The organism is Pseudomonas sp. BW16M2 (assembly GCF_014268865.1).
GTDB lineage: Bacteria > Pseudomonadota > Gammaproteobacteria > Pseudomonadales > Pseudomonadaceae > Aquipseudomonas > Aquipseudomonas peradeniyensis.
Genome location: NZ_JABWRI010000021.1, coordinates 58,475 through 84,196, shown reverse-complemented (window position 1 = coordinate 84,196; position 25,722 = coordinate 58,475). Strand labels below are relative to the sequence as shown.

Genomic DNA, 25,722 nt, shown 5'->3' with positions numbered 1-25,722 from the left:
GGCAAGCCCGCTCCCACGCGTACGGAACAGTCGGATGTACACGTGGGAGCGGGCTTGCCCCGCGATGAATCCAACAGCGATTCAGGCTTGGGTAGCGAGTTCGGCCATCTTCAGCAACACCGCATGCAGCCCATTGCTGCGCGACGGCGACAACTGCCGCTCCAGCCCCAACTGGGTAAACCAGGCGCTCAGGTCGAGCCCTCCCAATTGATCGCTGGCCAAACCCTGCACCCGCACCAGCAGCAGTGCCAGCAAGCCGCGCAGCAGCCGTGCATCACTGGTGGCTTTGAAATGCCACTGACCATTTTCCTGTTGGGCCACCAGCCACACCAGGCTCTCGCAGCCATGCACCCGGTTGGCTTCGGTCTTGTCGCTGTCGTCCAGTGGTTCCAGCCGATCACCCCATTGCATCAGCAACCGCGCCCGCTGCTCCCACCCGCGCGCCTGCTCGAAGCTCTCCAGCGCCTGGCTGGCATCGGCCGACAGGCTCATCGCAGCAGCTCCAGGCCCTGGTCGAGCGCGTCGAAGAAGCGTTGCAGGTCGTCGCTGTCGGAGTAGAGCCCCAGTGACACGCGGATCGCGCCGTCCAGGCCCAGGTGCCTGAGCAGCGGCATGGCGCAATGATGTCCCGCGCGCACGGCGATGCCCTGTTCGGTCAGCAGGTGGGCGATATCGGCGTTGTGCACGCCATCGATGACGAAACTGGCCAGCGCCGCCTGAGGCGAGCCGAGCAGGCGAACCCCCTCGCGATCAGCCAGGCCGCGCACCAGGTGTTGGTGCAGGGTGGCCTCATGGGCGGCCACCGCATTGGCGTCGAGGCTGGCCAGGTAATCCAGGGTAGCGCCCAGACCGATGACACCGGCGATCGGCGGCGTGCCGGCCTCGAAGCCCAACGGTGCCGGGCGGAAGCTGGCGTCCTGGTAGTCCGCCAACTGCACCATCTCGCCGCCGTACTGCCAGTGGCGCAACAGTGCCAGCGCCTGCTGGCGGCCGTACAGCACGCCCACGCCATCCGGGCCGTAGAGCTTGTGGCTGGAAAACACATAGAAGTCGCAGTCCAGTTGCTGCACATCGTGGCGACCGTGGACCACGCCCTGGGCGCCATCGATCACGCTCAGCGCGCCTTGGGCGCGGGCATGGGCCAGCAACGGCGCCAGCGGCTGCCAGGTCCCCAGCACATTGGACAGCTGGCTGACCGCCAGCAAGCGGGTGCGCGGGCCGATCAGTTGCAGCGCTTGCTCCAGGTCGACCTGCCCCAGGTCGTTCACCGGCAGGATCACCAGGCGCAGTTGACGCCGGTGCGCCAGTTGTTGCCAGGGCAGCAGGTTGGCGTGGTGCTCCAGGGCGCTGACGGCAATCTCGTCACCGGCCTCGAAGCGGTGTTCCAGGCCATAGGCCAGCAGGTTCAGGGCCGAGGTGGCGCCGTGGGTGAAGACGATCTGCCGCGAGTCCGCGGCATTGAGCCAGGCGGCGACCTTGTCGCGGGAGCCCTCGAAGGCCTGGGTGGCCAGGGCGCCGGGCAGGTGCTGGGCACGGTGCACATTGGCCGCGCCATGGCCATAGTAATGGCTCAGGGCATCCAGCAGGGCTTGGGGCTTCTGGGTGGTGGCGGCGCTGTCCAGGTAGGTCTGGTGCTGCCGTTGCAGGGCGGCGATGGCGGGGAAATCGGCGCGCCAGGGAGAGGGCTGGAACATGTTAGCGGGGCCTGGAATGAAAATCGGGTCTGGCCACAGGCAAAGCCTGGGAGCAGACCCGATCTTATCACTTCAAACCCGGGCAGGTTCTCAGTTGTGCGCGTGCAGCGCCTCGTTCAGCTCGATGGCCGACTTGTGGGTCTTGCACTCCACCGCGCCATTGAGCGAATTGCGGCGGAACAGCAGGTCGGTCTGGCCGGCCAGGTCGCGGGCCTTGACCACCTTGACCAGCTGGTTGTTCTCGTCCAGCAGATTCACCTTGGTGCCAGCGGTGATGTACAGGCCGGCCTCGACGGTGTTGCGGTCGCCCAGCGGAATGCCGATGCCGGCGTTGGCGCCGATCAGGCAGCCTTCGCCGACCTTGATGACGATGTTGCCGCCACCGGACAGGGTGCCCATGGTCGAGCAGCCGCCGCCCAGGTCCGAACCCTTGCCGACGAACACGCCGGCGGAGACGCGGCCTTCGATCATGCCCGGGCCTTCGGTGCCGGCGTTAAAGTTGACGAAACCTTCGTGCATGATGGTGGTGCCTTCGCCGATGTAGGCGCCCAGACGTACACGGGCGGTGTCGGCGATGCGCACGCCGGCCGGCACGACGTAGTCGGTCATCTTCGGGAACTTGTCCACCGAGAACACTTCCAGCAGTTCGCCTTTCAGGCGCGCTTCCAGTTGCAGCTCGGCCAGCTCGGCCAGGTCGACCGCGCCCTGGTTGGTCCAGGCGACGTTCGGCAGCAGCGGGAAGATGCCGGCCAGCGATACGCCGTGCGGCTTGACCAGGCGGTGCGACAGCAGGTGCAGCTTGAGGTAGGCCTCGGGGGTGGAGGTCAGCGCGCCGTCTTCGGCCAGCAGGGTGGCGACCAGCGGTTTGTGGCTCTCGGCCAGGCGGGTCAGCAGCGCGGCCTGGGCGGCATCGACGCCCTTGAGCGCGTCGGCCAGCTGGGCGGCCTGGGCGGTGGTGAAGGCGATGGCCTGGTTGCCCCCTTCATAGCCCAGCACCGGCGCGATGGCCGCGACCAGTTCGGCGGACGGCTTGAGCACGGGTTGTGCGTAGAAGACTTCCAGCCAGGCGCCCTGGCGGTTCTGGGTGCCGACACCGAAGGCCAGGCTGAACAGCGATTGAGACATGCGATTACCTCGTACGAAAAGGGGATGGAGCGTAATGCGGGATCAGGCCAGCGCCGCGGCGTACAGGTCGGGCTTGAAGCCGACCAGCGTGCGCTCGCCGAGGTCGAGCACCGGACGCTTGATCATCGACGGTTGGGCGAGCATCAGTTCGACGGCCTTGGCCTGGTTGAGGTCGGCCTTGCTGGCGTCGTCGAGCTTGCGGAAGGTGGTCCCGGCGCGGTTCAGCACGACTTCCCAGCCGTGCTCGTCGCACCAGCGGTTCAGGCTGTCGCGGTCGATGCCCTGGGTCTTGTAGTCGTGGAAGTCGAAGCCGATGGCCTTGTCTTCAAGCCAGGTGCGGGCCTTTTTCATGGTGTCGCAGGCTTTGATGCCGTAGAGAGTGTAAGCCATTGAATGCCTGGGGCAGCCTGGTCGGGCCGGGCGTCCCCGATGCTCCTTGAAGATTGGGTGGGCCGATTATGCGGCATCGATGGGGCTGGCGCCACGGCTGCGGGCTGGAAGGCCGCGCCGATGTGTTTCACCGCTTCTCGCGTAGCATTGTGTTACATATTCCCGGCCAGGCTGCGACTATCGTGCAGCGGTCCACGATAGCGCATCCCCGCTAACATATTGTTTCAATGGCGATGTTTCGCCTCGCTGTGGTTTCTCCGATCAAACAGGACGCTTGCCGATGCAGTCAGCCTATACCGTTCTAATCCTGCTGATGCTGGTGAGCGTGTCAAAACTGGTCGGGCGGCTGCTGCCGCTGCCCCTGCCGCTGGTGCAGATCGGCGCCGGCGCCTTGCTGGCCTGGCCGACCCTGGGCCTGCACGTGGCGCTGGACCCGGAGCTGTTCCTGTTCCTGTTCCTGCCGCCGCTGCTGTTCGCCGACGGCTGGCGCATGCCCAAGCGCGAACTGTGGCGCATCCGCGGGCCGGTGGTGGCGCTGGCGGTGGGGCTGGTGCTGTTCACCGTGGTCGGCGCCGGCTACTTCATCCACTGGCTGTTGCCGAGCATCCCGCTGCCGGTGGCCTTCGCCCTGGCGGCGGTGCTGTCGCCCACCGACGCCGTGGCCGTTTCGGCCATCACCCAGGACCGCCTGCCGACGCCGCTGATGCACATGCTCCAGGGCGAGGCGCTGATGAACGACGCCTCGGGCCTGGTGACCTTCAAGTTTGCCCTGGTGGCGGCGATCACCGGGGTGTTCTCGTTGACCGAGGCCAGCCTGACCTTTGTCCTGGTCGCCCTTGGTGGCCTGGCGGTAGGGGTGGCGCTTAGCTGGCTGGTCGGACGCCTGCGCATGTGGATGATCACCCGCGGCTGGGACGACCCGGCCACTCACGTGGTGTTCATGCTGCTGCTGCCCTTTGCCGCCTATGTGCTGGCCGAACGGCTCGGCGTGTCCGGCATTCTCTCGGCGGTGGCCGCCGGGATGATGCAGAGCTGGCTGGACCTGCTGCCCCGGCAGACCAGCACCCGCCTGCTCAACCGCAGTGTCTGGTCGCTGCTGGAGTTCGCCTTCAATGGCTTGATCTTCCTGCTGCTGGGCCTGCAGTTGCCGGACATCATCAAGGCGGTGGTGAGCGACGAGGCCGCCGCGTGGCCAACGCTTGCCTGGCGCTGCCTGGACGTGGTGGCGATCTTCGCCGCGCTGGTGCTGTTGCGGTTCATCTGGGTGCAGAGCATCTGGCGGGCTATCGGCGTGGTTAGACGCTGGCGCGGCAAGCCCGCGCTGGTGCTGATGCCGACCGCGCGCTCCTGCTGGTTGCTGACCCTGGGCGGCGTACGCGGCGCGGTGACCCTGGCGGGCGTGATGTCGGTGCCGCTGCTGATCGGCGCGGGCAAGGCTTTTCCCGAGCGCGACCTGCTCATCTTCATCGCCGCCGGGGTGATCCTGCTGTCGCTGGTCAGCGCCTGCATCGCTTTGCCGATCCTGCTGCGCGGCGTGACCAAGAGCCCGGACGAGCGCTTGCATCAGGAAGTGCAGGAGGCCTGGCGGCGCACCGCCGAGGCCGCGATCCATGCGCTCGAGGCCGAGGAGGTGATCGATGCCAACGCGCCGCAGGATGCCGCCCAGGCGACCCTGGCCACCGAGCTCAAGGCGCGGCTGATGGCCGAGTACCGCGATGAGCTGGACAGCTACAACGACAGTGCCGAGGCCCGGGCGCTGGCCGAGCAGATGGATCAGTTGGAGCGTCGTTTGCGCCTGCGTGCCCTGCGTGCGCAGCGGCTGGAGTTGTACGAGCTGCATCGCCAGCACCTGGTGGGGGACGAAGTGGTGCGCCAGGTGCTGGGCGAGTTGGACCTGAGCGAGGCCAACCTTGGGCAGGTCCGCTAGTTACTTGCACGAAGCCGGATAGACCAGGCGCATGAAGCGCTTGTCCTTCTTGCTGATCTTCAGGTTGTGGCTGCGCTTGAACGCGTGGCGCGTGAGTTTCTGCCTGATGCGGTAATGCATGATCGACTGCCTGTCATAGGGCAGGATGAGCAGGTCGCCGTTATCGGGCAGTGCCAGGAATTGAATGGCGAGATCCTCTTCGATCAGGTCGGCGAGCTCATCCGGGCTGTTGGCCTCGTCGGCCAGGACCGCTGCCAGCAACTGGCGCACCGCGTCGAGGTCCCAGGGAATGTTGGCCCGTGGGTGTTGGTGTTCATGCTCCATGCCCAATGCGTGTCCGAACTCATGCAATACGAACGACTCGAACAGTGGGTCGGACAGTTTGCTTCCCAAGGCCATGGTTGGGCCATCCACATCCTGGGCCTGGGTTCCCAGGAAACTGAAATTCACGCCTTCCTGCACATCGGTCTGGATGCGGATCTCGGCTTCTTCGACATCGTTGTCGAGGAGTTCGAATTTCAGGTTGGCGTATTTCAGCCATTGGCACGCGGTTTCGAAAATCGATTTCTTGAGCCACGGGCATGGCGTGCCGACGAACGAGATCCTGAGTGTCTGGCCTGGGCGCCAGAACACGGAATGATCGGCCACCGAGCGTTTCTTGCGCGGCTTCATCGCCTGGGGCAGTTGCAGCTTCTGGCGTAGACGGTAGATCGCGTTTGCCACGAGAACATCGGACATCGTTGTGCACCTTCAGGGGTTGAGAGGTGCCAACTATCGGTCGCCAGCGTTCTGCACTGACGGTACTTAATGCTTGCCTCGATTGAGATTGCGCCCCCCTGTGAGGAGGGGCGCCTGCCATCAACGTCCCAGGAACGCGCGAATCCGCTCGGCCGCCTCGATGCACTCGGCCAGCGGCGCGACCAGGGCCATGCGCACGCGCCCGGCCCCCGGGTTGACCCCGTCCACTTCGCGAGACAGGTACGAACCCGGCACCACGGTCACATGCTCGGCCTCGAACAGGTCGCGGGTGAAGTCAGCGTCGCTGCCCGGCACCTTGGCCCACAGGTAGAAGCTGCCGTCCGGACGTTGCACGTCGAGCACCGGTTGCAGGATGTCGAGCACGGCGTCGTACTTGGCGCGGTACTGGTCGCGGTTTTCACGCACATGGGCCTCGTCCTGCCAGGCGGCGATGCTGGCCAGCTGGGTCTGCACCGGCATGGCGCAACCATGGTAGGTGCGGTACAGCAGGAACGGCTTGATGATTTCGGCGTCGCCGGCGACGAAGCCCGAGCGCAGCCCCGGCAGGTTGGAGCGCTTGGACAGGCTGTGGAATACCACGCAGCGCTTGAAGTCATTTCGGCCCAGTTCCGCGCAGGCGCTGAGCAGGCCCGGTGGTGGCGCGTCCTCGTCGAAGTACAGCTCGCTGTAGCACTCGTCGGCGGCGATCACGAAGTCGTGCTCGTCGGCCAGGGCGATCAGCTTCTTCAGGGTGTCCATTGGCACCAGGGCGCCGGTGGGGTTGCCCGGGGAGCACAGGAACAGGATCTGGCAACGCTTCCAGACGTCGGCCGGCACGGCGTTGAAGTCCGGGTTGAAACCGTTGTTTTCCAGGCAGGGCAGGTAGTGCGGGGTGGCGCCGGCCAGCAGGGCCGCGCCTTCGTAGATCTGGTAGAACGGGTTGGGGCTGACCACCAGGCCATCTGCCGAGCGATCGACCACGGCCTGGGTGAAGGCGAACAGCGCCTCGCGGGTGCCGTTGACCGGCAGGATATGGCGGTCGGCGTCCAGCCAGCCGGCCGGTACGCCGAAGCGCCGCTCGCACCACTGGCCGATGGCCTGGCGCAGTGCCGGCAGGCCCAGGGTGCTGGGGTAGACCGCCAGCTTGTCGAGGTTGTCGGCCATGGCCTTGGCGACGAAGGCCGGCGATTCGTGCTTCGGCTCGCCGATCGACAGGGCGATCGGGCGTTTGTCCGTCGCCGGCTTCACGCTCCCCAGCAGGGCACGCAGTTTCTCGAACGGGTAGGGCTGGAGCTGGGTCAGTGCTGGGTTCATTGGCGCAAGGTCTCGTTATCGTCAAAAGGTCATGCGGGTGGGGCTGGCATCGCTGGCCTGGCCGGCCTGCAACTGCTGGACGATGGCCTCCTGCAGGCGGCTGCACAGCTGCGGGTCGGACAGCGGCTGGTTGTCGGCGTCGGTGATGAAGAACACGTCCTCCACGCGCTCGCCGAGGGTGGCGATCTTGGCGTTCTGCAGCGAGATGTCGAACTCCAGGAAGATCCGCCCGATCCGCGCCAGCAGGCCGGGGCGATCCGGTGCGGTGATCTCGAGGATGGTCACTGGGCGCTGGGCGTCGTTGAGGATGGTCACCTGCGGCGGGAAGTCGAAGTGCTTGAGCTGGCGTGGCACCCGGCGCTGGATGATCGCCGGATAGTCCTCGGGGGTGCGCAGCGCTTCGGTCAGGCCGTCGCGGATCTGCTTGACCCGCTGCGGGTTGTCGCCGATCGAGCCGCCGTCGTTGTCGAGCACGATGTAGGTATCGAGGGTGAACTGGCTGCTCGAGGTGATGATGCGGGCGTCGTGGATGTTCAGGTTGAGCTGGGCCATGGCGGCCACGGTCACGGCGAAGAAATCGTGCTGGTCGGGGGCGTAGATGAAGATCTGCGTGCCACCTTCGAACTCGCGCTGGGTGGTTTCCTTGATCAGCACCAGCGGCCCGCCGTCGGCCGGCTGCTGGAGGATCGCGTCGCTGTGCCAGGCCACGTCGGCGGCGGTGTGCTTGAGGAAGTAGTCGTCGCCCAGTTGCGACCAAAGCTGCTCGACGTCGTCCGGGTCGGTGCCCTCGCGCACCAGGATGTCCAGCGCCGCGCTCTGGGTCTGGCGGATCTGCTCCTCGCGGTCCAGCGGGTTCTCCAGGCCCCGGCGCAGGGCGCGCTTGGTCTCGGTGTAGAGCTGGCGCAGCAGGCTCGCCCGCCAGGAGTTCCACAGGCTGGGGTTGGTGGCGTTGATGTCGGCCACGGTCAGCACGTAGAGGTAGTCCAGGCGTGTCTCGTCGCCCACGTGCAGGGCGAAGTCGTTGATCACCTGCGGGTCGGAGAGGTCCTTGCGCTGGGCGGTGGTGGACATCACCAGGTGGTTCTGCACCAGCCAGACGATCAGCCGACTGTCCCACGCAGGCAGCTGGTGGCGCGCGCAGAAGGCCTGTGCATCCACTGCGCCCAGCTCGGAGTGGTCACCCTGGCGACCCTTGCCGATGTCGTGGTAGAGGCCGGCGAGGTAGATCAGCTCCGGCTTGGGCAGGCGTCCCATGAGCTTGCTGGCCAGCGGGAATTTCTCGGAAACCGGGGTGTACTGCAGCTTGCGCAGGTGCTTGATCAGGTTGAGGGTGTGCGCATCGACCGTGTAGATGTGGAACAGGTCGTGCTGCATCTGCCCGACGATCAGGCCGAACTCCGGCAGGTAGCGGCCGAGGATGCCATAGCGGTTCATCCGCCGCAGGTTGCGGTGGATGCCGATCTCGCACTTGAACAGCTCGATGAACAGGCTGGTGTTGCGAATATCGTTGCGGAACTTGTCGTCGATCAGGTGGCGATGCTCGCGCAGCAGGCGCACGGTGTCGGCGCGCACGCCCTTGATCTCGGGGTGCTGGGCCATCAGCACGAAGATCTCCAGCATGGCGAACGGGGTGCGCCGGAAGACGTTCGGGTTGACCGCTTCTATATAGCCGTCGTGCAGGCGGAAGCGCGCGTTCAGCGGCTGGGTGGCGCCGCTGTCGTCATCGGCGAGGATCACCTCCTCGAAGTGCTGGATGATCAGGTCGCACAGCTGGCTGATGCTCATCACCACCCGGTAGTACTGCTGCATGAACTGTTCGATGGCGCGCTTGGGGTTGTCGTCGGTGTAGCCCAGCAGCGCGGCGATGCTGCGCTGGTGGTCGAACAGCAGGCGGTCCTCGGCGCGCCCGGCGAGCATGTGCAGGGCATAGCGCACGCGCCAGAGGAAGGCCTGGGACGAGGCCAGCAGTTCGTTCTCGCTTTCCAGCAGGAAGTCCTCGCCGGCCAGGGCGTGCAGGTTCAGGGTGCCGTACTGGCGCCGGGCCACCCAAAGCACCGTCTGGATGTCGCGCAGGCCACCCGGCCCGCCCTTGACGTTGGGCTCGAGGTTGTACTCGGTGTCGTTGTACTTGTGGTGGCGGGCCTTGAGTTCGGCGCGCTTGGCCAGGAAGAACTCCTTGCTCGGCCACATGTGCGCGGTGCTGGTGGCGTCGAGCATGCGGCGGCGCAGCGACTCGGGGCCGGCGATGGTGCGGCTTTCCATCAGGTTGGTGATGACCGTGAGGTCGGCCCGGGCCTGCTCGGCGCATTCGTCGACGGTGCGCACGCTCTGGCCGACTTCCAGGCCGATGTCCCACAGCAGCGTGAGGAAGCGCTCGATGGCGTCGCGGTACTGCTCGTGCTCGGCGGCGTCGAGCAGGATCAGCAGGTCGATGTCCGAGAACGGGTGCAACTCGCCGCGGCCATAGCCGCCCACCGCCACCAGGGCGATGCCGTCCGGCGCGCCCCAGCTGAACTGGTGCCAGGCCTGTTGCAGGATGTTGTCGACGAACCAGGCGCGGTCCTCGATCAGCCGGCGGATCTCGCGGCCTTCACGGAAACGCTTGTCGAGCACCTCGCCGGCCATGCGGATGGCCTTCTTGAAAGCGGCGATGGGGCTTGCCTTGAGGGCCAGTTCCGCCTGGAACTGGCCGCGGTCGAACAGCTCGGGATCCACCTGGGGCATCGAGTCGCGTTCCTGTTAGTCAGTATCAGGCCGAGGTGCGCGGGAGGGTGTCGTCCTTGCGCAGGGTGAAGATCTCGTAGCCGCTGGCGGTCACCACCAGGGTGTGTTCCCACTGGGCCGAGAGCTTGCGGTCCTTGGTGATGGCGGTCCAGCCGTCGCCCAGTACCTTGGTGTCGGCCTTGCCCTGGTTGATCATCGGCTCGATGGTGAAGGTCATGCCTTCCTTGAGTTCCATGCCGGTGCCGGCGCGGCCGTAGTGGAGGATCTGCGGCTCTTCGTGGAACACCTTGCCGATGCCGTGGCCGCAGAACTCGCGGACCACCGAGAAACCGTTCTTCTCGGCGTGTTTCTGGATCACTTCGCCGATGTCGCCCAGACGGCAGCCGGGCTTGACCAGCTCGATGGCCTTGTACAGGCACTCCTGGGTGACCTTGGACAGGCGCTCGGCCCATGGCGCGACGGTGCCGACATGGAACATGCGGCTGGTGTCTCCGTGGTAGCCGTCCTTGATCACGGTCACGTCGATGTTGATGGTGTCGCCGTCCTTGAGCGCCTTGTCATTGGGAATGCCGTGGCAGACCACATGGTTGATCGAGGTGCAGATCGACTTGGGGAAACCCTTGTAGTTGAGAGGGGCGGGGATCGCCTGCTGGACGTTGACGATGTAGTCGTGGCACAGGCGGTCGAGCTCTTCGGTGGTGACACCGGGCTTGACGTGCTCCTCGATCATTTCCAGCACTTCGGCGGCCAGGCGGCCAGCGATGCGCATCTTCTCGATGTCTTCTGCGGTCTTGATGGTGACGGTCATGAACAGGCTCTCTACGGCGCCCTGTGTGGCGCGAACAAACGGGAAAGACCGGATTCTACCAGAGCGCGGCGGCGATCTGTCGGGAGAGTCCCGTGGATCCGGTGGTCTATTGAAGGCATTCTGGCCGCAAAGCACGGGTGCTGCAAAAGCCACTGACGGACGAAGCATCATCCGGGTTCCGTTCGCGCTCGGCCTGTGGTATAAAATGCGCCGCTTTCGGGGGATGTCCTCCGTCAGCTCAAACCCACACACGTGTCGACACGATGGCCTGGGTGCCCGGTTTCCCTGGAAGCACGGGTTGGTCATTGGGATACGTGGAGGCCCAACCCGACTTATCAAGGAACTATCATGTCCCAAGTCAACATGCGCGATATGCTGAAGGCCGGTGTGCACTTCGGCCACCAGACCCGTTACTGGAACCCGAAAATGGGCAAGTACATTTTCGGCGCGCGTAACAAGATCCACATCATCAACCTGGAAAAAACCCTGCCAATGTTCAACGAAGCTCTGTCCTTCGTAGAGCGCCTGGCCCAGGGCAAGAACAAGATCATGTTCGTCGGCACCAAGCGTTCCGCCGGCAAGATCGTCGCCGAGCAAGCTGCTCGTTGCGGTTCGCCATACGTTGATCACCGTTGGTTGGGCGGCATGCTGACCAACTACAAGACCATCCGCGCTTCGATCAAGCGTCTGCGTGACCTGGAAACCCAGGCCGAAGACGGCACCTTCGCCAAGCTGACCAAGAAAGAAGCCCTGATGCGTTCGCGCGATCTGGAAAAACTGGACCGCAGCCTGGGTGGTATCAAGGACATGGGCGGCCTGCCTGATGCCCTGTTCGTGATCGACGTCGACCACGAGCGCATTGCCATCACCGAAGCCAACAAGCTGGGCATCCCGGTCATCGGCGTTGTCGATACCAACAGCAGCCCGGAAGGTGTTGACTACATCATCCCAGGTAACGATGACGCCATCCGCGCCATCGAGCTGTACATGACTTCGATGGCTGACGCCGTCATCCGCGGCCGCAACAACGTTGCCGGCGGTACTGAAGTCTACGCTGAAGAAGCGGCTGCACCTGCTGCTGAGTAATTGACGCCTGGCGTCTACTTGGCACGCAAAAAGGGGGCTTGGCCCCCTTTTTGCCACCTTGAAATCCTGCTGTCAGCAACGACCCCGCATCATGGGCGAGCTGATATAAAAGCAGCGATTTGCAGAATTTAACGCCCGTGACGAGCGGGTGGAATGGTTGAAAAACTTTCCAAGAGGATTTTGAAATGGCAGCAATTACTGCGGCGCTGGTCAAAGAACTGCGCGAGCGTACCGGCGAAGGCATGATGGATTGCAAAAAGGCCCTGGAAAAGGCCGGCGGCGACATCGAGAAAGCCATTGACGACATGCGTGCCTCGGGCGCCATCAAGGCCGCCAAGAAGGCTGGCAACGTCGCTGCTGAAGGCGCTATCGCCGTCAAGACCGACGGTAAATCCGCCGTTCTGCTGGAAGTGAACTCGCAGACCGACTTCCTGGCCCTGCAAGACGACTTCAAGAACTTCGTTGCCGAAAGCATCGAAGAAGCCTTCGCCCAGAAGCTGACCGACGCCGCTCCGCTGATCGCCTCGCGTGAAGCTGCCCGTGAAGCCCTGGTTGCCAAGTGCGGCGAGAACGTCAACATCCGCCGCCTGGTGCGCGTTGAAGGCGACGTTGTCGGTGCCTACCTGCACGGCAACAAGATCGGTGCCGTTGTTGTCCTGAAAGGCGGCGACGTCGATCTGGCCAAGAACATCGCCATGCACGTTGCAGCCTCGAACCCAGAGTTCCTGGACGCGTCGGAAATCTCCGCCGAGGCCATCGAGCGCGAGAAGAACGTCTTCCTGCAGCTGAACGCCGACAAGATCGCTGGCAAGCCGGAAAACATCGTTGAGAACATGATCAACGGTCGTATCTCCAAGTTCAAAGCCGAAGCCTCGCTGAAAGAGCAAGCCTTCGTCATGGATCCGGAAGTCAAAGTCGGTGCGCTGGCCAAGAAAGCCGGTGCTGAAATCGTTTCCTTCACCTACTTCAAGGTCGGCGAAGGCATCGAGAAGCCGGTCGACGACTTCGCTGCCGAAGTTGCCGCCCAGGTAGCTGCCGCCAAGCAGTAAGACGGATTCGTCTGTCGCCCCGAAGAGGCTGCCCGCTTACGCGCGCAGCCTCTTTGTCAAAGCGGGAGCGGTTCACGAGACCGTTGCTCGCTGACGCATCAAGTGCGTCACGCTAGAGTTACGCGCAGGCTGAAACAGCCCGCCAGATTTTTACAAACGCCGCAGGAGAGATTCGCAATGGCTCAGCAGGGCAGTGGTCATCAGGCTCGCTATAAACGCATTCTACTCAAACTTAGCGGCGAGGCCCTGATGGGCTCGGAAGAGTTCGGGATCGACCCCAAGGTCCTGGATCGCATGGCGCTGGAAGTCGGCCAACTGGTCGGCATCGGCGTTCAGGTCGGCCTGGTGATCGGTGGCGGCAACCTGTTCCGTGGCGCGGCGCTCAGCGCAGCCGGCATGGACCGCGTTACCGGCGACCACATGGGCATGCTGGCCACCGTGATGAACGGCCTGGCCATGCGCGACGCGCTGGAGCGGGCGAACATCACCGCCATCGTCATGTCGGCGATCTCCATGGTGGGCGTGACCGATCACTACGATCGCCGCAAGGCCATGCGTCACCTGAATTCCAAGGAAGTCGTGATCTTCGCTGCCGGTACCGGCAACCCGTTCTTCACCACCGACTCCGCCGCTTGCCTGCGCGCCATCGAAATCGATGCCGACGTGGTATTGAAGGCAACCAAGGTCGATGGTGTATACACTGCAGATCCATTCAAGGACCCGCATGCCGAGAAGTTCGATCATCTGTCCTACGATGAAGTGCTGGATCGCAAGCTGGGCGTAATGGACCTCACGGCAATCTGCCTTTGCCGCGATCACAAGATGCCGCTGCGCGTCTTCAACATGAACAAGCCCGGCGCCCTGCTCAACATTGTGCATGGTGGTGCGGAAGGAACTCTGATCGAGGAAGTTCAAAAATGATCAACGACATCAAGAAAGACGCTCAGGAGCGCATGGGCAAGTCCCTCGAGGCCCTGGCCCGCAACCTGGCGGCGATCCGTACCGGTCGCGCCCACCCAAGCATCCTGGACAGCGTCAAGGTGCCGGCCTGGGGCAGCGACATGCCGCTGAACCAGGTGGCCGCGATCACCGTCGAGGACGCCCGTACCCTGAAGATCGTCGCCCACGACAAGAACCTCAGCGCCGCCATCGAGAAGGCCATCCTGACCTCTGACCTGGGCCTGAACCCGTCCAGCGCCGGCACCACCATCCGTGTGCCGATGCCGGCCCTGACCGAGGAAACCCGCAAGGGCTACACCAAGCAGGCCAGCGGCGTTGCCGAGGACGCCAAGGTCGCTGTGCGCAACGTGCGTCGCGATGCCCTGGCCGACCTGAAGAAGCTGACCAAGGACAAGGAAATCAGCGAAGACGAAGAGCGTCGCGCGGCTGACGAGATCCAGAAGCTGACCGACAAGTTCGTCGCTGAAGTCGATGCCGCCTTCAAGGCCAAGGAAAAGGACCTGATGGCCGTTTGAGGCCAGGGTTGCTCTCTTAATGGAAAAGACCAAGTCGGCGGCACCGGGCTCGGTGCCGCGTCATGTCGCGATCATCATGGATGGCAACAACCGCTGGGCGAAGAAACGTCTTCTGCCCGGCGTCGCCGGCCACAAGGCCGGCGTGGATGCCGTTCGCGCGGTGATCGAAGTCTGCGCCGAGGCCAAGGTCGAGGTGCTCACGCTCTTCGCCTTCTCCAGCGAGAACTGGCAGCGTCCGGCCGAGGAGGTCGGTGCGCTGATGGAGCTGTTCTTCTCGGCATTGCGTCGCGAGGCCAAGCGCCTGAACGACAACAACATCAGCCTGCGCATCATCGGTGATCGCTCGCGCTTCCATCCTGAGCTTCAGGCGGCGATGCGCGAAGCCGAAGCGGCGACGGTGGGCAGCAACCGTTTCATCCTGCAGATCGCCGCCAATTACGGCGGCCAGTGGGACATCGCCCAGGCCGCACAGCGCCTGGCGCGGGAAGTCCAGGCCGGCCACCTGCGCCCCGAGGACATCACCCCGGACCTGCTGCAGACCTGCCTGGCCACCGGCGACCTGCCATTGCCCGACCTGTGCATCCGCACCGGCGGCGAGCACCGCATCAGCAACTTCCTGCTGTGGCAGCTGGCCTACGCCGAGCTGTACTTCTCCGACCTCTACTGGCCGGACTTCAAACACGAGGCCATGCGCACCGCGCTGGCCGATTTCGCTTCGCGCCAGCGCCGCTTCGGTAAGACCAGCGAGCAGGTCGAAGCCGGAGCCCGTGCTTAATGCTTAAACAACGCATCATTACCGCGCTGATCCTGCTGCCGATCGCGTTGGGTGGTTTCTTCCTGCTCAACGGCGGGGATTTCGCCCTGTTCATCGGCTTCGTGGTAACGCTCGGCGCCTGGGAGTGGGCACGCCTGGCCGGCCTGGTGGCGCAGCCGCTGCGCATTGCCTACGCCGCCGTGGTGGCGGGCGGCCTGATGCTGCTCTACCTGATGCCCGACCTTGCGCCCTGGGTGCTGGGCGCCTCGGTGATCTGGTGGGCCCTGGCCACCTGGCTGGTGCTGACCTACCCGCGTAGCGGCGAGCTGTGGAGCAGCGCCGCCTGTCGCCTGCTGATCGGCCTGCTGGTGCTGCTGCCTGCCTGGCAGGGCCTGGTGCTGCTCAAGCACTGGCCGCTGGGCAACTGGCTGATCCTGTCGGTCATGGTCCTGGTCTGGGCTGCCGATATCGGCGCGTACTTCTCCGGTCGGGCCTTCGGCAAGCGCAAGCTGGCGCCGCAGGTCAGCCCGGGCAAGAGCTGGGAGGGCGTCTATGGCGGTCTCGCGGTCAGCCTGCTGATCACCCTGGCCGTGGGTTTCGCCCGCGACTGGAGTATTGGCCAGGTACTGTTGGGCCTGCTGGGGGCCGTCGTTGTAGTGATGTCCTCGGTGGTCGGTGACCTGACCGAAAGCATGTTCAAGCGCCGTGAAGGCATCAAGGACAGCAGCAACCTGTTGCCGGGTCATGGCGGCGTGCTCGATCGCATCGACAGCCTGACCGCGGCGATTCCGATGTTTGCCGTGCTGCTGTGGGCGGCTGAGTGGGGTGTGATGTGAGTGCCGTGCAACGCATAACCGTGCTGGGGGCCACCGGCTCCATCGGCCTGAGCACGCTGGATGTCATTGCCCGGCACCCTGACCGTTACCAGGTGTTCGCCCTCAGTGGCTACTCGCGCATCGACGAACTGCTGGCCCTGTGCGAGCGTCATCGTCCGGCCTTCGCCGTGGTGCCGAGCGCCGAGGCGGCCACGCGCCTGCGTCAGGGGCTGGCTGCGGCGGGCTGCGCCACCGAGGTGCTCGAGGGCGAGGCCGGGTTGTGCCAGGTAGCCGCTGCGTCCGAGGTGGACACCGTGATGGCGGCCATCGTCGGCGCCGCCGGCCTGCGTCCGACCCTGGCTGCGGTCGAGGCGGGCAAGAAGGTGCTGCTGGCCAACAAGGAGGCCCTGGTGATGTCCGGGGCCTTGTTCATGGATGCGGTGCATCGCAGTGGTTCGGTGTTGCTGCCGATCGACAGCGAGCACAACGCGATCTTCCAGTGCATGCCCGGTGATTACGCCCGTGGCCTGGGCGCTGTTGGCGTGCGCCGGATCCTGCTGACCGCCTCCGGTGGGCCGTTCCGCGAAACCCCTGCTGAAGTATTGCTGGATGTAACGCCGGAGCAGGCCTGCGCGCATCCGAACTGGTCCATGGGGCGCAAGATCTCGGTCGATTCGGCCAGCATGCTGAACAAAGGCCTGGAGCTGATCGAGGCCTGCTGGCTGTTCGATGCCAAGCCGTCGCAGATTGAAGTGGTGGTGCACCCGCAGAGTGTCATTCACTCGCTGGTGGACTACGTCGATGGCTCGGTGCTTGCTCAGCTGGGCAACCCGGACATGCGCACGCCGATCTCCAACGCCCTGGCCTGGCCGGAGCGGATCGATTCGGGCGTCGCCCCGCTGGACCTGTTCGCCATCGCCCGTCTGGATTTCCAGGCGCCCGACGAACAGCGCTTCCCATGCCTGCGCCTGGCGCGTCAGGCTGCCGAGGCGGGCAACAGCGCGCCGGCGGTGCTCAATGCCGCCAACGAAGTGGCCGTCGAGGCGTTTCTCCAGCGGCGTATCCGCTTCCCGGAGATCGCGGGTATGATCGAACAGGTGCTCGACCAGGAGCCCGTGGTGGCCTTGCCCACCCTCGAGGCGGTGTTCGCCGCCGACCAGCGTGCCCGGGAGCTGTCCCGGGAGTGGCTGCGACGCCACGGCCGCTGAAGCCTGCGGCCGACTCCGCCGAATGTCACCCGGAGATTGGACATGACTGCGCTCTACATGATTGTCGGCACCCTGATTGCACTGGGTGTGCTGGTTACCTTCCACGAGTTCGGCCACTTCTGGGTGGCGCGGCGTTGCGGGGTCAAGGTCCTGCGTTTCTCGGTGGGCTTCGGCACGCCGCTGGTGCGCTGGCATGACCGCCACGGCACCGAGTTCGTCGTCGCCGCGATCCCCCTGGGCGGCTACGTCAAGATGCTCGACGAGCGCGAGGGCGAGGTTCCGTCGGCGCTGGTCGAGCAGTCGTTCAACCGCAAGTCGGTCCGTCAGCGCATTGCCATCGTGGCCGCTGGTCCCATCGCCAACTTCCTGCTCGCCATCCTGTTCTTCTGGGTGGTGGCCATGCTGGGTTCGCAGCAGGTGCGTCCGGTCATTGGTGGCGTCGAAGCCGGCAGCCTGGCGGCCAGCGCCGGGCTGAGCGTCGGCCAGGAAATCGTTTCCATTGATGGCGAGCCGACCAATGGTTGGTCGGCGGTCAATCTGCAGTTGGTGCGCCGCCTCGGCGAGAGCGGCACGCTGCGGGTTGGAGTGCTCGACGAGGGCGCGACGGTCGAACGCCAGCTCGATGTTTCCCTGAATCAGTGGCTCAAGGGCGTCGACGAGCCTGAGCCGATCCAGTCCCTTGGCCTGCGCCCCTGGCGCCCGGCGATGGTGCCGGTGCTGGCGGAAATCGATCCGAAGGGGCCGGCCGCCGCAGCCGGCCTCAAGACCGGTGACAAGCTGTTGGCGCTCGACGGTGTTGAGCTGGCCGACTGGCAACAAGTGGTCGACGCAGTCCGTGCCCGTCCCGAGAAAAAGGTCAGCCTGCGCGTCGAGCGCGACGGCGTACCGCTCGAGGTTGCAGTCACCCTGGCGCGTAAGGGTGAGGGCCAGGCTTCCGGCGGCTACCTCGGTGCTGGGGTCAAGGCCGCCGAATGGCCGGCGAAGATGCTCCGCGAGGTCAGCTACGGGCCGCTCGAGGCGGTCGGTGAGGGGCTTTCCCGCACCTGGAGCATGAGCGTCCTGACCCTCGAATCGCTGAAGAAAATGCTGTTCGGAGAGCTCTCGGTAAAAAACTTGAGCGGACCGATAACCATTGCTAAAGTGGCGGGCGCTTCAGCCCAGTCGGGCGTTGGGGATTTCCTGAATTTCCTGGCCTACCTGAGCATAAGCCTGGGGGTTTTGAACCTGCTGCCCATCCCGGTACTGGATGGGGGGCATTTGCTGTTCTACCTGATCGAGTGGGCGCGCGGTCGTCCGCTCTCGGATCGGGTGCAAGGTTGGGGGGTCCAGATCGGTATCAGTTTGGTCGTCGGGGTGATGTTGCTCGCCCTGATCAACGATCTGGGTCGACTATAAAAGCTTCGCTCAATCGCGAAACCTGCCGCCTTGTCGCGGCAGGTTGTTTATTGCCAGTTGGAATAAAAGGACTTCATGAAACGTCTGCTGCTAACTGCGGTGCTCTCCGCACTGATGATCGCTGAAGTTCACGCCGAGTCCTTCACCATCTCCGATATTCGTGTCAACGGCCTGCAGCGGGTGTCCGCCGGCAGCGTGTTCGGCGCGTTGCCGCTGAACGTCGGTGACCAGGTCGACGACCGCCGTCTGGTCGACTCGACTCGCTCGCTGTTCAAGACCGGCTTCTTCCAGGACATCCAGCTGAACCGCGACGGCAATGTCCTGATCATCAACGTGGTCGAGCGCCCCTCGGTGTCGAGCATCGAGATCGAAGGCAACAAGGCGATCAGCACCGAAGACCTGATGAAGGGCCTGAAACAGTCGGGCCTGGCCGAAGGCGAGATCTTCCAGCGCGCGACGCTGGAAGGCGTGCGTAACGAACTGCAGCGCCAGTACGTGGCCCAGGGCCGCTACTCCGCCGAGGTCGACGCCGAGGTCGTGCCGCAGCCGCGCAACCGCGTCGGCTTGAAGATCAAGATCAACGAAGGCACCGTGGCCGCGATCCAGCACATCAACGTGGTGGGCAACACGGTCTTCGACGACGAGACCCTCGGCCAGCTGTTCGAGCTCAAGACCACCAACTGGCTGTCGTTCTTCAAGAACGACGACAAGTACGCCCGGGAAAAACTCTCCGGTGACCTGGAGCGCCTGCGTTCCTACTACCTGGACCGCGGCTATATCAACATGGACATCGCGTCCACCCAGGTGTCGATCACTCCGGACAAGAAGCACGTCTACATCACCGTCAACATCAACGAGGGCGAGAAGTACACCGTCCGCGACGTGAAGCTGTCCGGTGACCTGAAAGTGCCGGAAGACCAGGTCAAGTCGCTGCTGCTGGTGCAGCCGGGCCAGGTATTCTCGCGCAAGGTGATGACCACCACTTCCGACCTGATCACCCGTCGTCTGGGTAACGAAGGCTACACCTTCGCCAACGTCAACGGCGTGCCACAGCCGAACGACCAGGATCACACCGTCGACATCATGTTCGTCGTCGATCCGGGCAAGCGTGCCTACGTCAACCGCATCAACTACCGCGGCAACACCAAGACCGAAGACGAAGTGCTGCGTCGCGAAATGCGTCAGATGGAAGGTGGCTGGGCTTCGACCTATTTGATCGACCAGTCCAAGACCCGCCTCGAGCGCCTGGGCTTCTTCAAGGAAGTCAACGTCGAGACGCCGCCGGTGCCTGGCACCGACGACCAGGTCGACGTCAACTACAGCGTCGAAGAGCAGGCCTCCGGCTCGATTACCGCCAGCGTCGGTTTCGCCCAGAGCGCCGGCCTGATCCTGGGCGGCTCGATCAGCCAGAACAACTTCCTCGGTACCGGTAACAAGGTCTCCATCGGCCTGACCCGTTCCGAATACCAGACCCGCTACAACTTCGGCTACGTCGATCCCTACTTCACCGCCGATGGCGTGAGCCTGGGCTACAACGCCTTCTACCGCAGCACCGACTACGACGACCTCGACGTCGACGTGGCCAGCTATGCGGTGGACAGCCTCGGTGCCGGTGTCAGCCTCGGCTACCCGATCAGCGAGACTTCGCGCCTGACCTACGGCCTGACCGTGCAGCAGGACAAGATCAAGACCGGCCGCTACACCGTCGACGAGATCTTCAAGTTCCTCCAGGACGAGGGCGACAATTTCCTGAACTTCAAGGCCTCGATCGGCTGGTCCGAGTCGACCCTGAACAAAGGCGTGCTGGCTACCCGCGGTCACTCCCAGAGCCTGACCCTGGAAACCACCGTGCCGGGCAGCGACCTGTCGTTCTACAAGCTCGACTACCGTGGCCAGCTGTTCAAGCCAATCAACAACGACTACACCCTGCGCCTGCACACCGAACTGGGCTATGGTGATGGTTTCGGCTCGACCTCTGGCCTGCCGTTCTATGAAAACTACTACGCGGGCGGCTTCAACTCCGTGCGCGGCTTCAAGGACAGCACCCTGGGCCCACGCAGCACCCCGAGCCGTGGCGCCGCGGTGACCGGCAACCAGGGCACCATCGCCGACCCGGACCAGGATCCGCTGCCGTTCGGTGGTAACGTCCTCGTCCAGGGTGGCGTGGAGCTGCTGTTCCCGCTGCCGTTCGTCAAGGATCAGCGTTCGCTGCGCACGTCCGTGTTCTGGGACGTGGGTAACGTGTTCGACACCAACTGCGGCTCCAAGCCCGATTGCACCAAGGTCGGTTTCTCGGACATGGCCAGCTCGGTCGGTCTGGGCGTGACCTGGATCACCGCGCTGGGCCCGTTGAGCTTCAGCCTGGCGATGCCGATCAAGAAGCCGGACGACGCCGACACGCAAGTGTTCCAATTCTCTCTGGGCCAGACCTTCTGAGGTCGGCCCTTGCATAACGACAACGGATTATCCAGGAGTGCATCGTGCGTAAGTTGACTCAACTGGCCCTCGTGGCCGCGGCGCTGGTCGCCACCCCGGCTTTCGCCGAAATGAAAGTTGCCGTGCTGAACTATCAGATGGCCCTGCTGGAATCCGACGCGGCCAAGAAATACGCCGTTGACGCCGAGAAGAAGTTCGGCCCGCAACTGACCAAGCTCAAGGGCCTGGAAAGCAGCGCCAAGGGCATCCAGGACCGCCTGATCAAGGGCGGCGACAAGATGCCTCAGCCTGAGCGTGAACGCCTGGAGCTCGAGTTCAAGCAAAAAGCCCGCGACTTCCAGTTCCAGTCCAAGGAACTCAACGAAGCCAAGGCCGTGGCCGACCGCGACATGCTCAAGCAGCTCAAGCCGAAACTCGACGGCGCTGTCGAGGAAGTGATCAAGAAGGGCGGTTTCGACCTGGTTCTGGAGCGTGGCGCGGTCATCGATGTCAAGCCGCAGTACGACATCACCCGCCAGGTCATCGAGCGCATGAACCAAGCCCGTTGATATGACCGTGACCATGACGCTCGGCCAGCTGGCCGAGGCCCTCGGGGCCGAACTCAAAGGCCCCGAGGCGCTGCAGATCACCGGGCTGGCCACCTTGCAGGAGGCCGGTTCCGGGCAGTTGAGCTTCCTGGCCAACAAGCAGTACCGCAAGTTCCTGGACGAGTCCTCGGCCAGCGCGGTATTGCTCAAGGCCGAGGACGCCGAAGGTTTTACCGGCAACGCCCTGATCGTTCCCGATCCTTACCTGGCCTATGCACGCATTTCGCACCTGTTCGATCCAAAGCCCAAGGCTGTGGCGGGAATCCATCCCAGCGCCGTGGTCGCCGAGGATGCCCAGGTGGATGCCAGCGCCAGCATCGGCCCGTTCGCGGTGATCGAGAGCGGCGCGCGCATTGGCGCCAATGTGACGGTCGGCGCGCACTGCTTCGTCGGTGCCCGCTGCGTCATCGGCGAGGGTGGCTGGCTGGCCCCACGGGTCACGCTGTATCACGATGTGACCATCGGCAAGCGCGTGGTCATCCAGTCCGGCGCGGTGATCGGTGGCGAGGGCTTCGGCTTCGCCAACGAGAAGGGTATCTGGCGCAAGATCGCGCAGATCGGCGGCGTCACCCTGGGTGATGACGTGGAGATCGGCGTGAACACCGCGGTAGACCGCGGCGCGCTGTCGGACACCCGCATCGGCGATGGCGTCAAGCTCGACAACCAGATCCAGATCGCCCACAACGTGCAGGTCGGCGACCACACTGCGATGGCGGCCTGCGTCGGGATTTCCGGCAGCACCCGCATCGGCAAGCATTGCATGATTGCCGGCGGCGTCGGGATGGTCGGCCACATCGACGTCTGCGACAATGTCTTCGTTTCCGGCATGACCATGGTGACCCGTTCGATTACCGAGCCGGGTGGCTATTCTTCCGGTACGGCCATGCAACCCTTGGCCGAGTGGCGCAAGAGCGCCGCTCGCATTCGCCAGCTGGACGAGATGTCCAAGCGTCTCCAGCAGCTGGAAAAGCGTGTCGACACCGTGACCTCAGGTGGCCAGCCGACATCAGAAGGCTGATACCATTTACTGAGCAAGCGTTACAGTCGCTAGCTGGCTCCTCTTTGGATCTGCAAAAGGAGCGTGTGGTCAGCACCTGCGCTCCCTATTCTTATACAGGCTTCCCCCCGAAATGATGGACATCAACGAGATTCGCGAATACCTGCCTCACCGTTACCCGTTCCTGCTGGTGGACCGTGTGACGGACCTGGACTTCGAGGCCCAAAGCATTCGTGCCTACAAGAATGTCAGCATCAACGAGCCGTTCTTCAATGGCCACTTCCCGGCGCATCCGATCATGCCGGGCGTGCTGATCATCGAGGCGATGGCCCAGGCGGCCGGGATTCTCGGATTCAAGATGCTCGACGCCAAGCCGGCGGACGGCACCCTCTACTACTTCGTCGGCTCCGACAAGCTGCGCTTCCGCCAGCCGGTGCTGCCGGGCGACCAGCTGGTGCTGGAAGCCAGGTTCCTCAGCCGCAAGAGCATGATCTGGAAGTTCGAGTGCCGCGCCCTGGTGGACGGTAAGCCGGTCTGCTCGGCCGAGATCACCTGCGCGGAACGCTCCCTATGAGTTCGATTGACCCAAGGGCGATCATCGACCCCTCGGCCAAGTTGGCCGAGGGCGTCGAGGTCGGCCCCTGGTCGATCGTAGGTCCCGATGTGGAAATCGGGGAGGGTACCGTCATCGGTCCGCACGTGGTGCTCAAGGGGCCGACCCGCATCGGCAAGCACAACCGCATCTACCAGTTTTCCTCGATCGGTGAAGACACCCCTGACCTGAAGTACAAGGGTGAGCCGACGCGCCTGGTGATCGGTGACCACAACGTGATCCGCGAGGGTGTCACCATCCACCGCGGCACGGTGCAGGACCGTTCCGAAACCACCCTGGGCGATCACAACCTGATCATGGCCTATGCCCACATCGGCCACGACAGCGTCATCGGCAACCACTGCATCCTGGTCAACAACACCGCGCTGGCGGGCCATGTGCATGTCGGCGACTGGGCGATCCTGTCCGGCTACACCCTGGTGCACCAGTACTGCCATATCGGCGCCCACGCGTTTTCCGGCATGGGCACCGCGATCGGCAAGGACGTACCGGCCTACGTCACCGTGTTCGGCAGCCCGGCCGAGGCGCGCAGCATGAACTTCGAAGGCCTGCGCCGTCGCGGTTTCAGCGACGAAGTGCTGCACGCCCTGCGTCGCGCCTACAAGATCGTGTACCGCCAGGGCCTGACTGTCGAAGAAGCGCTCAAGGAACTGGATGAGCTGGTCACGCAGTTTCCCGAAGTCGACCTGTTCCGCCAATCGATCGCCAATTCCGCCCGCGGCATCACCCGCTGACATGGTCCAGCTCTGCGTGGCGCTGGTCGCGGGCGAGGCCAGCGGCGACATTCTCGGTTCCGGCCTGATGCGCGCCATCAAGGCACGTCATCCCGATGTACGGTTCATCGGTGTTGGCGGTCCCTTGATGGAAGCCGAGGGCATGACCTCCTACTTTCCGATGGAACGCCTGGCCGTCATGGGCCTGGTCGAGGTGCTCGGGCGCCTGCGCGAGCTGCTCAAGCGGCGCAAGGAACTGATCCAGACACTGATCGGCGAAAAGCCCGACGTGTTCATCGGTATCGACGCCCCCGATTTCACCCTCAATATCGAACTCAAGCTGCGTCAGGCCGGGATCAAGACGGTGCATTACGTCAGCCCGTCGGTCTGGGCCTGGCGGCAGAAGCGCGTGCTCAAGATTCGCGAGGGCTGCGACCTGATGCTCACCCTGCTGCCGTTCGAGGCGCGCTTCTATGAAGAGCAGGGCGTGCCGGTGCGTTTCGTCGGCCATCCGCTGGCGGACACCATTCCCCTGGAGGCCGACCGTGGCGCGGCGCGTGCCGAACTGGGCCTGGGCGAAGGGCCGGTGATCGCGTTGATGCCTGGCAGTCGGGGCGGTGAGGTGGGACGCCTGGGGGCCTTGTTCCTCGATGCCGCCCAGCGCCTGCGCGAGCTGGTGCCCGGCGCGCGCTTCGTGCTGCCGTGCGCCAATGCCGCCCGGCGTGCCCAGGTCGAGCAGATGCTCGAAGGGCGCGAGCTTCCGCTGACCCTGCTGGATGGCCGCTCGCACCAGGCGCTGGCCGCCTGTGACGCGGTGCTGATCGCCTCAGGTACCGCCACCCTGGAAGCGATGCTGTACAAGCGACCGATGGTGGTGGCCTACCGCCTGGCACCGCTGACGTACTGGATCCTCAAGCGCATGGTCAAGAGCCCGTACGTGTCGCTGCCCAACCTGCTGGCCCAGCGCCTGCTGGTACCGGAGCTGCTGCAGGACGCCGCCACCAGCGAAGCCCTGGCGCAGACCCTGGCACCGCTGGTCAAGGACGGCTCGCAGCAGACCGACAGCTTCGACCAGATCCACCGCACCCTGCGCCGCGACGCCTCAAACCAGGCGGCCGACGCGGTACTCGCTCTGTTGAAGGACCGCTGACATGCAGATGGGACTGGATTTCAACCTGGTTGAAGAACTGGTGGCCGGCGTCGACGAAGTGGGCCGTGGCCCGCTGTGCGGCGCGGTGGTCACCGCGGCGGTGATTCTCGACCCGCGCCGACCGATCCTCGGCCTGAACGACTCGAAGAAGCTCACCGAGGCCAAGCGCGACGCGCTGTTCGACGAGATCCGCGAAAAGGCCCTGAGCTTCTGCATCGCCCGGGCCGAGGTCGAGGAGATCGATCGCCTGAACATCCTCCAGGCCACCATGCTGGCCATGCAGCGCGCGGTCGAAGGGCTGCACATCACGCCGAAACTGGCGTTGATCGATGGCAACCGTTGCCCGAAGCTGGCCGTGCCGGCGGCGCCGGTGGTCAAGGGCGACTCCCAGGTGCCGGCGATCGCGGCGGCCTCGATCCTGGCCAAGGTCACCCGTGACCGCGAGATGAGCGAGTTCGAGCTGATCTACCCGGGTTACGGGATCGGCGGGCACAAGGGTTATCCGACCCCGGTGCACCTCGAGGCCCTGGCCCGTCTTGGGCCGACGCCCATTCATCGGCGTTCGTTCGCGCCGGTGCGGGCCGCATGGGAAGCCCGTGAAGGCATTTCCACCTCGCTGATCTGATCGGCGCCATTCATCGCGGGGCAAGCCCGCTCCTACGCCGAACTGTGTGGGAGCAGGCTTGCCCCGCGATGCATTCTGCAACCAACCGCTGACCTCCAG

The 25,722-nt window shown here is 64.4% G+C and carries 24 protein-coding genes; 16 read left to right on the top strand and 8 right to left on the bottom strand.

What is annotated here, in order from left to right; genetic code table 11:
- Window positions 1-81: 81 nt before the first annotated feature.
- The 4 genes from HU735_RS18525 to HU735_RS18510 form a co-directional block, all read right to left on the bottom strand.
- On the bottom strand, window positions 82-492 hold the full coding sequence (locus HU735_RS18525; RefSeq protein ID WP_186714687.1) for a SufE family protein: 411 nt from the start codon (window positions 490-492) through the stop codon (window positions 82-84).
- Window positions 489-1,694 carry a cysteine desulfurase gene (locus HU735_RS18520; protein WP_186714686.1) on the bottom strand — a complete coding sequence of 402 codons (1,206 nt, stop codon included), beginning with the start codon at window positions 1,692-1,694 and terminating at the stop codon, window positions 489-491. The genes HU735_RS18525 and HU735_RS18520 overlap by 4 nt, the downstream gene beginning before the upstream one ends.
- A 90-nt stretch (window positions 1,695-1,784) precedes the next feature.
- A complete protein-coding gene (dapD, locus tag HU735_RS18515) occupies window positions 1,785-2,819 on the bottom strand; it encodes a 2,3,4,5-tetrahydropyridine-2,6-dicarboxylate N-succinyltransferase (RefSeq protein WP_050704404.1) in 1,035 nt (344 codons plus the stop codon).
- 42 nt (window positions 2,820-2,861) lie between these two features.
- Complete coding sequence (locus HU735_RS18510; RefSeq protein WP_186714685.1) at window positions 2,862-3,209, bottom strand: ArsC family reductase; 348 nt, start codon at window positions 3,207-3,209, stop codon at window positions 2,862-2,864.
- A 280-nt stretch (window positions 3,210-3,489) separates the two neighbouring features.
- On the opposite strand from HU735_RS18510, the gene HU735_RS18505 reads away from it, so the two are divergent.
- The gene (locus HU735_RS18505) at window positions 3,490-5,136 is read left to right on the top strand and encodes a Na+/H+ antiporter (RefSeq protein ID WP_186714684.1); all 1,647 of its coding nucleotides are present in this window, start codon (window positions 3,490-3,492) and stop codon (window positions 5,134-5,136) included.
- Here the strand turns inward: HU735_RS18505 and HU735_RS18500 are convergent, their stop codons facing one another.
- The 4 genes from HU735_RS18500 to map form a co-directional block, all read right to left on the bottom strand.
- Complete coding sequence (locus HU735_RS18500; RefSeq protein ID WP_186714683.1) at window positions 5,137-5,874, bottom strand: hypothetical protein; 738 nt, start codon at window positions 5,872-5,874, stop codon at window positions 5,137-5,139.
- A 120-nt stretch (window positions 5,875-5,994) separates the two neighbouring features.
- A complete protein-coding gene (dapC, locus tag HU735_RS18495) occupies window positions 5,995-7,188 on the bottom strand; it encodes a succinyldiaminopimelate transaminase (RefSeq protein ID WP_186714682.1) in 1,194 nt (397 codons plus the stop codon).
- Between the two features lie 21 nt (window positions 7,189-7,209).
- The gene (locus tag HU735_RS18490; RefSeq protein ID WP_186714681.1) at window positions 7,210-9,912 is read right to left on the bottom strand and encodes a [protein-PII] uridylyltransferase; all 2,703 of its coding nucleotides are present in this window, start codon (window positions 9,910-9,912) and stop codon (window positions 7,210-7,212) included.
- 25 nt (window positions 9,913-9,937) lie between these two features.
- A complete protein-coding gene (map, locus tag HU735_RS18485) occupies window positions 9,938-10,720 on the bottom strand; it encodes a type I methionyl aminopeptidase (RefSeq protein ID WP_186714680.1) in 783 nt (260 codons plus the stop codon).
- 348 nt (window positions 10,721-11,068) lie between these two features.
- On the opposite strand from map, the gene rpsB reads away from it, so the two are divergent.
- The 15 genes from rpsB (at window position 11,069) to rnhB (ending at window position 25,623) form a co-directional block, all read left to right on the top strand.
- Window positions 11,069-11,806: a 30S ribosomal protein S2 gene (gene rpsB, locus HU735_RS18480; protein ID WP_028690678.1), complete on the top strand. Its 738-nt coding sequence runs from the start codon at window positions 11,069-11,071 to the stop codon at window positions 11,804-11,806.
- 185 nt (window positions 11,807-11,991) lie between these two features.
- Window positions 11,992-12,855 carry a translation elongation factor Ts gene (gene tsf / locus HU735_RS18475; protein ID WP_050704410.1) on the top strand — a complete coding sequence of 288 codons (864 nt, stop codon included), beginning with the start codon at window positions 11,992-11,994 and terminating at the stop codon, window positions 12,853-12,855.
- Window positions 12,856-13,032: 177 nt separating this feature from the next.
- Entirely contained in the window at window positions 13,033-13,776 is a 744-nt protein-coding gene (gene pyrH / locus HU735_RS18470) for a UMP kinase (RefSeq protein ID WP_028690676.1), read from the top strand.
- Window positions 13,773-14,330 (top strand): ribosome recycling factor, encoded by a 558-nt coding sequence (gene frr, locus HU735_RS18465; protein WP_028690675.1) that lies wholly within the window; start codon window positions 13,773-13,775, stop codon window positions 14,328-14,330. Before pyrH ends, frr begins: the two co-directional genes overlap by 4 nt.
- Window positions 14,331-14,349: 19 nt before the next feature.
- Window positions 14,350-15,105: a polyprenyl diphosphate synthase gene (gene uppS, locus HU735_RS18460; protein WP_186714679.1), complete on the top strand. Its 756-nt coding sequence runs from the start codon at window positions 14,350-14,352 to the stop codon at window positions 15,103-15,105.
- Window positions 15,105-15,920: a phosphatidate cytidylyltransferase gene (locus HU735_RS18455; RefSeq protein ID WP_050704411.1), complete on the top strand. Its 816-nt coding sequence runs from the start codon at window positions 15,105-15,107 to the stop codon at window positions 15,918-15,920. Before uppS ends, HU735_RS18455 begins: the two co-directional genes overlap by 1 nt.
- Complete coding sequence (gene ispC, locus HU735_RS18450) at window positions 15,917-17,107, top strand: 1-deoxy-D-xylulose-5-phosphate reductoisomerase (RefSeq protein WP_186714678.1); 1,191 nt, start codon at window positions 15,917-15,919, stop codon at window positions 17,105-17,107. The genes HU735_RS18455 and ispC overlap by 4 nt, the downstream gene beginning before the upstream one ends.
- Before the next feature lie 42 nt (window positions 17,108-17,149).
- On the top strand, window positions 17,150-18,502 hold the full coding sequence (gene rseP, locus HU735_RS18445; protein ID WP_186714677.1) for an RIP metalloprotease RseP: 1,353 nt from the start codon (window positions 17,150-17,152) through the stop codon (window positions 18,500-18,502).
- A gap of 75 nt (window positions 18,503-18,577) precedes the next feature.
- A complete protein-coding gene (gene bamA / locus HU735_RS18440; protein WP_110738402.1) occupies window positions 18,578-20,938 on the top strand; it encodes an outer membrane protein assembly factor BamA in 2,361 nt (786 codons plus the stop codon).
- Between the two features lie 44 nt (window positions 20,939-20,982).
- The gene (locus HU735_RS18435) at window positions 20,983-21,486 is read left to right on the top strand and encodes an OmpH family outer membrane protein (RefSeq protein ID WP_023629834.1); all 504 of its coding nucleotides are present in this window, start codon (window positions 20,983-20,985) and stop codon (window positions 21,484-21,486) included.
- Window position 21,487: 1 nt separating this feature from the next.
- Window positions 21,488-22,543: a UDP-3-O-(3-hydroxymyristoyl)glucosamine N-acyltransferase gene (lpxD, locus tag HU735_RS18430; protein ID WP_186714676.1), complete on the top strand. Its 1,056-nt coding sequence runs from the start codon at window positions 21,488-21,490 to the stop codon at window positions 22,541-22,543.
- A gap of 112 nt (window positions 22,544-22,655) precedes the next feature.
- Window positions 22,656-23,096, top strand: coding sequence for a 3-hydroxyacyl-ACP dehydratase FabZ (fabZ, locus tag HU735_RS18425; RefSeq protein ID WP_051097422.1), 441 nt, complete (start codon window positions 22,656-22,658; stop codon window positions 23,094-23,096).
- On the top strand, window positions 23,093-23,869 hold the full coding sequence (lpxA, locus tag HU735_RS18420) for an acyl-ACP--UDP-N-acetylglucosamine O-acyltransferase (RefSeq protein ID WP_028690667.1): 777 nt from the start codon (window positions 23,093-23,095) through the stop codon (window positions 23,867-23,869). The genes fabZ and lpxA overlap by 4 nt, the downstream gene beginning before the upstream one ends.
- 1 nt (window position 23,870) lies before the next feature.
- Window positions 23,871-24,998, top strand: coding sequence for a lipid-A-disaccharide synthase (lpxB, locus tag HU735_RS18415; RefSeq protein ID WP_186714675.1), 1,128 nt, complete (start codon window positions 23,871-23,873; stop codon window positions 24,996-24,998).
- A gap of 1 nt (window position 24,999) precedes the next feature.
- The gene (rnhB, locus tag HU735_RS18410) at window positions 25,000-25,623 is read left to right on the top strand and encodes a ribonuclease HII (RefSeq protein ID WP_186714674.1); all 624 of its coding nucleotides are present in this window, start codon (window positions 25,000-25,002) and stop codon (window positions 25,621-25,623) included.
- Window positions 25,624-25,722: the final 99 nt, after the last annotated feature.

What these genes read in the sequence shown, in the direction of transcription:
- rnhB (WP_186714674.1), top strand. Translation starts at nt 25,000, where the DNA reads ATGCAGATGGGACTGGATTTCAACCTGGTTGAAGAACTGGTGGCCGGC.
- HU735_RS18500 (WP_186714683.1), bottom strand. Translation starts at nt 5,874, where the DNA reads ATGTCCGATGTTCTCGTGGCAAACGCGATCTACCGTCTACGCCAGAAG.
- HU735_RS18510 (WP_186714685.1), bottom strand. Translation starts at nt 3,209, where the DNA reads ATGGCTTACACTCTCTACGGCATCAAAGCCTGCGACACCATGAAAAAG.
- fabZ (WP_051097422.1), top strand. Translation starts at nt 22,656, where the DNA reads ATGATGGACATCAACGAGATTCGCGAATACCTGCCTCACCGTTACCCG.
- uppS (WP_186714679.1), top strand. Translation starts at nt 14,350, where the DNA reads ATGGAAAAGACCAAGTCGGCGGCACCGGGCTCGGTGCCGCGTCATGTC.
- HU735_RS18525 (WP_186714687.1), bottom strand. Translation starts at nt 492, where the DNA reads ATGAGCCTGTCGGCCGATGCCAGCCAGGCGCTGGAGAGCTTCGAGCAG.
- lpxA (WP_028690667.1), top strand. Translation starts at nt 23,093, where the DNA reads ATGAGTTCGATTGACCCAAGGGCGATCATCGACCCCTCGGCCAAGTTG.
- HU735_RS18490 (WP_186714681.1), bottom strand. Translation starts at nt 9,912, where the DNA reads ATGCCCCAGGTGGATCCCGAGCTGTTCGACCGCGGCCAGTTCCAGGCG.
- lpxD (WP_186714676.1), top strand. Translation starts at nt 21,488, where the DNA reads ATGACCGTGACCATGACGCTCGGCCAGCTGGCCGAGGCCCTCGGGGCC.
- rseP (WP_186714677.1), top strand. Translation starts at nt 17,150, where the DNA reads ATGACTGCGCTCTACATGATTGTCGGCACCCTGATTGCACTGGGTGTG.
- HU735_RS18520 (WP_186714686.1), bottom strand. Translation starts at nt 1,694, where the DNA reads ATGTTCCAGCCCTCTCCCTGGCGCGCCGATTTCCCCGCCATCGCCGCC.
- pyrH (WP_028690676.1), top strand. Translation starts at nt 13,033, where the DNA reads ATGGCTCAGCAGGGCAGTGGTCATCAGGCTCGCTATAAACGCATTCTA.
- HU735_RS18505 (WP_186714684.1), top strand. Translation starts at nt 3,490, where the DNA reads ATGCAGTCAGCCTATACCGTTCTAATCCTGCTGATGCTGGTGAGCGTG.
- dapC (WP_186714682.1), bottom strand. Translation starts at nt 7,188, where the DNA reads ATGAACCCAGCACTGACCCAGCTCCAGCCCTACCCGTTCGAGAAACTG.
- tsf (WP_050704410.1), top strand. Translation starts at nt 11,992, where the DNA reads ATGGCAGCAATTACTGCGGCGCTGGTCAAAGAACTGCGCGAGCGTACC.
- map (WP_186714680.1), bottom strand. Translation starts at nt 10,720, where the DNA reads ATGACCGTCACCATCAAGACCGCAGAAGACATCGAGAAGATGCGCATC.
- rpsB (WP_028690678.1), top strand. Translation starts at nt 11,069, where the DNA reads ATGTCCCAAGTCAACATGCGCGATATGCTGAAGGCCGGTGTGCACTTC.
- frr (WP_028690675.1), top strand. Translation starts at nt 13,773, where the DNA reads ATGATCAACGACATCAAGAAAGACGCTCAGGAGCGCATGGGCAAGTCC.
- HU735_RS18455 (WP_050704411.1), top strand. Translation starts at nt 15,105, where the DNA reads ATGCTTAAACAACGCATCATTACCGCGCTGATCCTGCTGCCGATCGCG.
- dapD (WP_050704404.1), bottom strand. Translation starts at nt 2,819, where the DNA reads ATGTCTCAATCGCTGTTCAGCCTGGCCTTCGGTGTCGGCACCCAGAAC.
- bamA (WP_110738402.1), top strand. Translation starts at nt 18,578, where the DNA reads ATGAAACGTCTGCTGCTAACTGCGGTGCTCTCCGCACTGATGATCGCT.
- lpxB (WP_186714675.1), top strand. Translation starts at nt 23,871, where the DNA reads ATGGTCCAGCTCTGCGTGGCGCTGGTCGCGGGCGAGGCCAGCGGCGAC.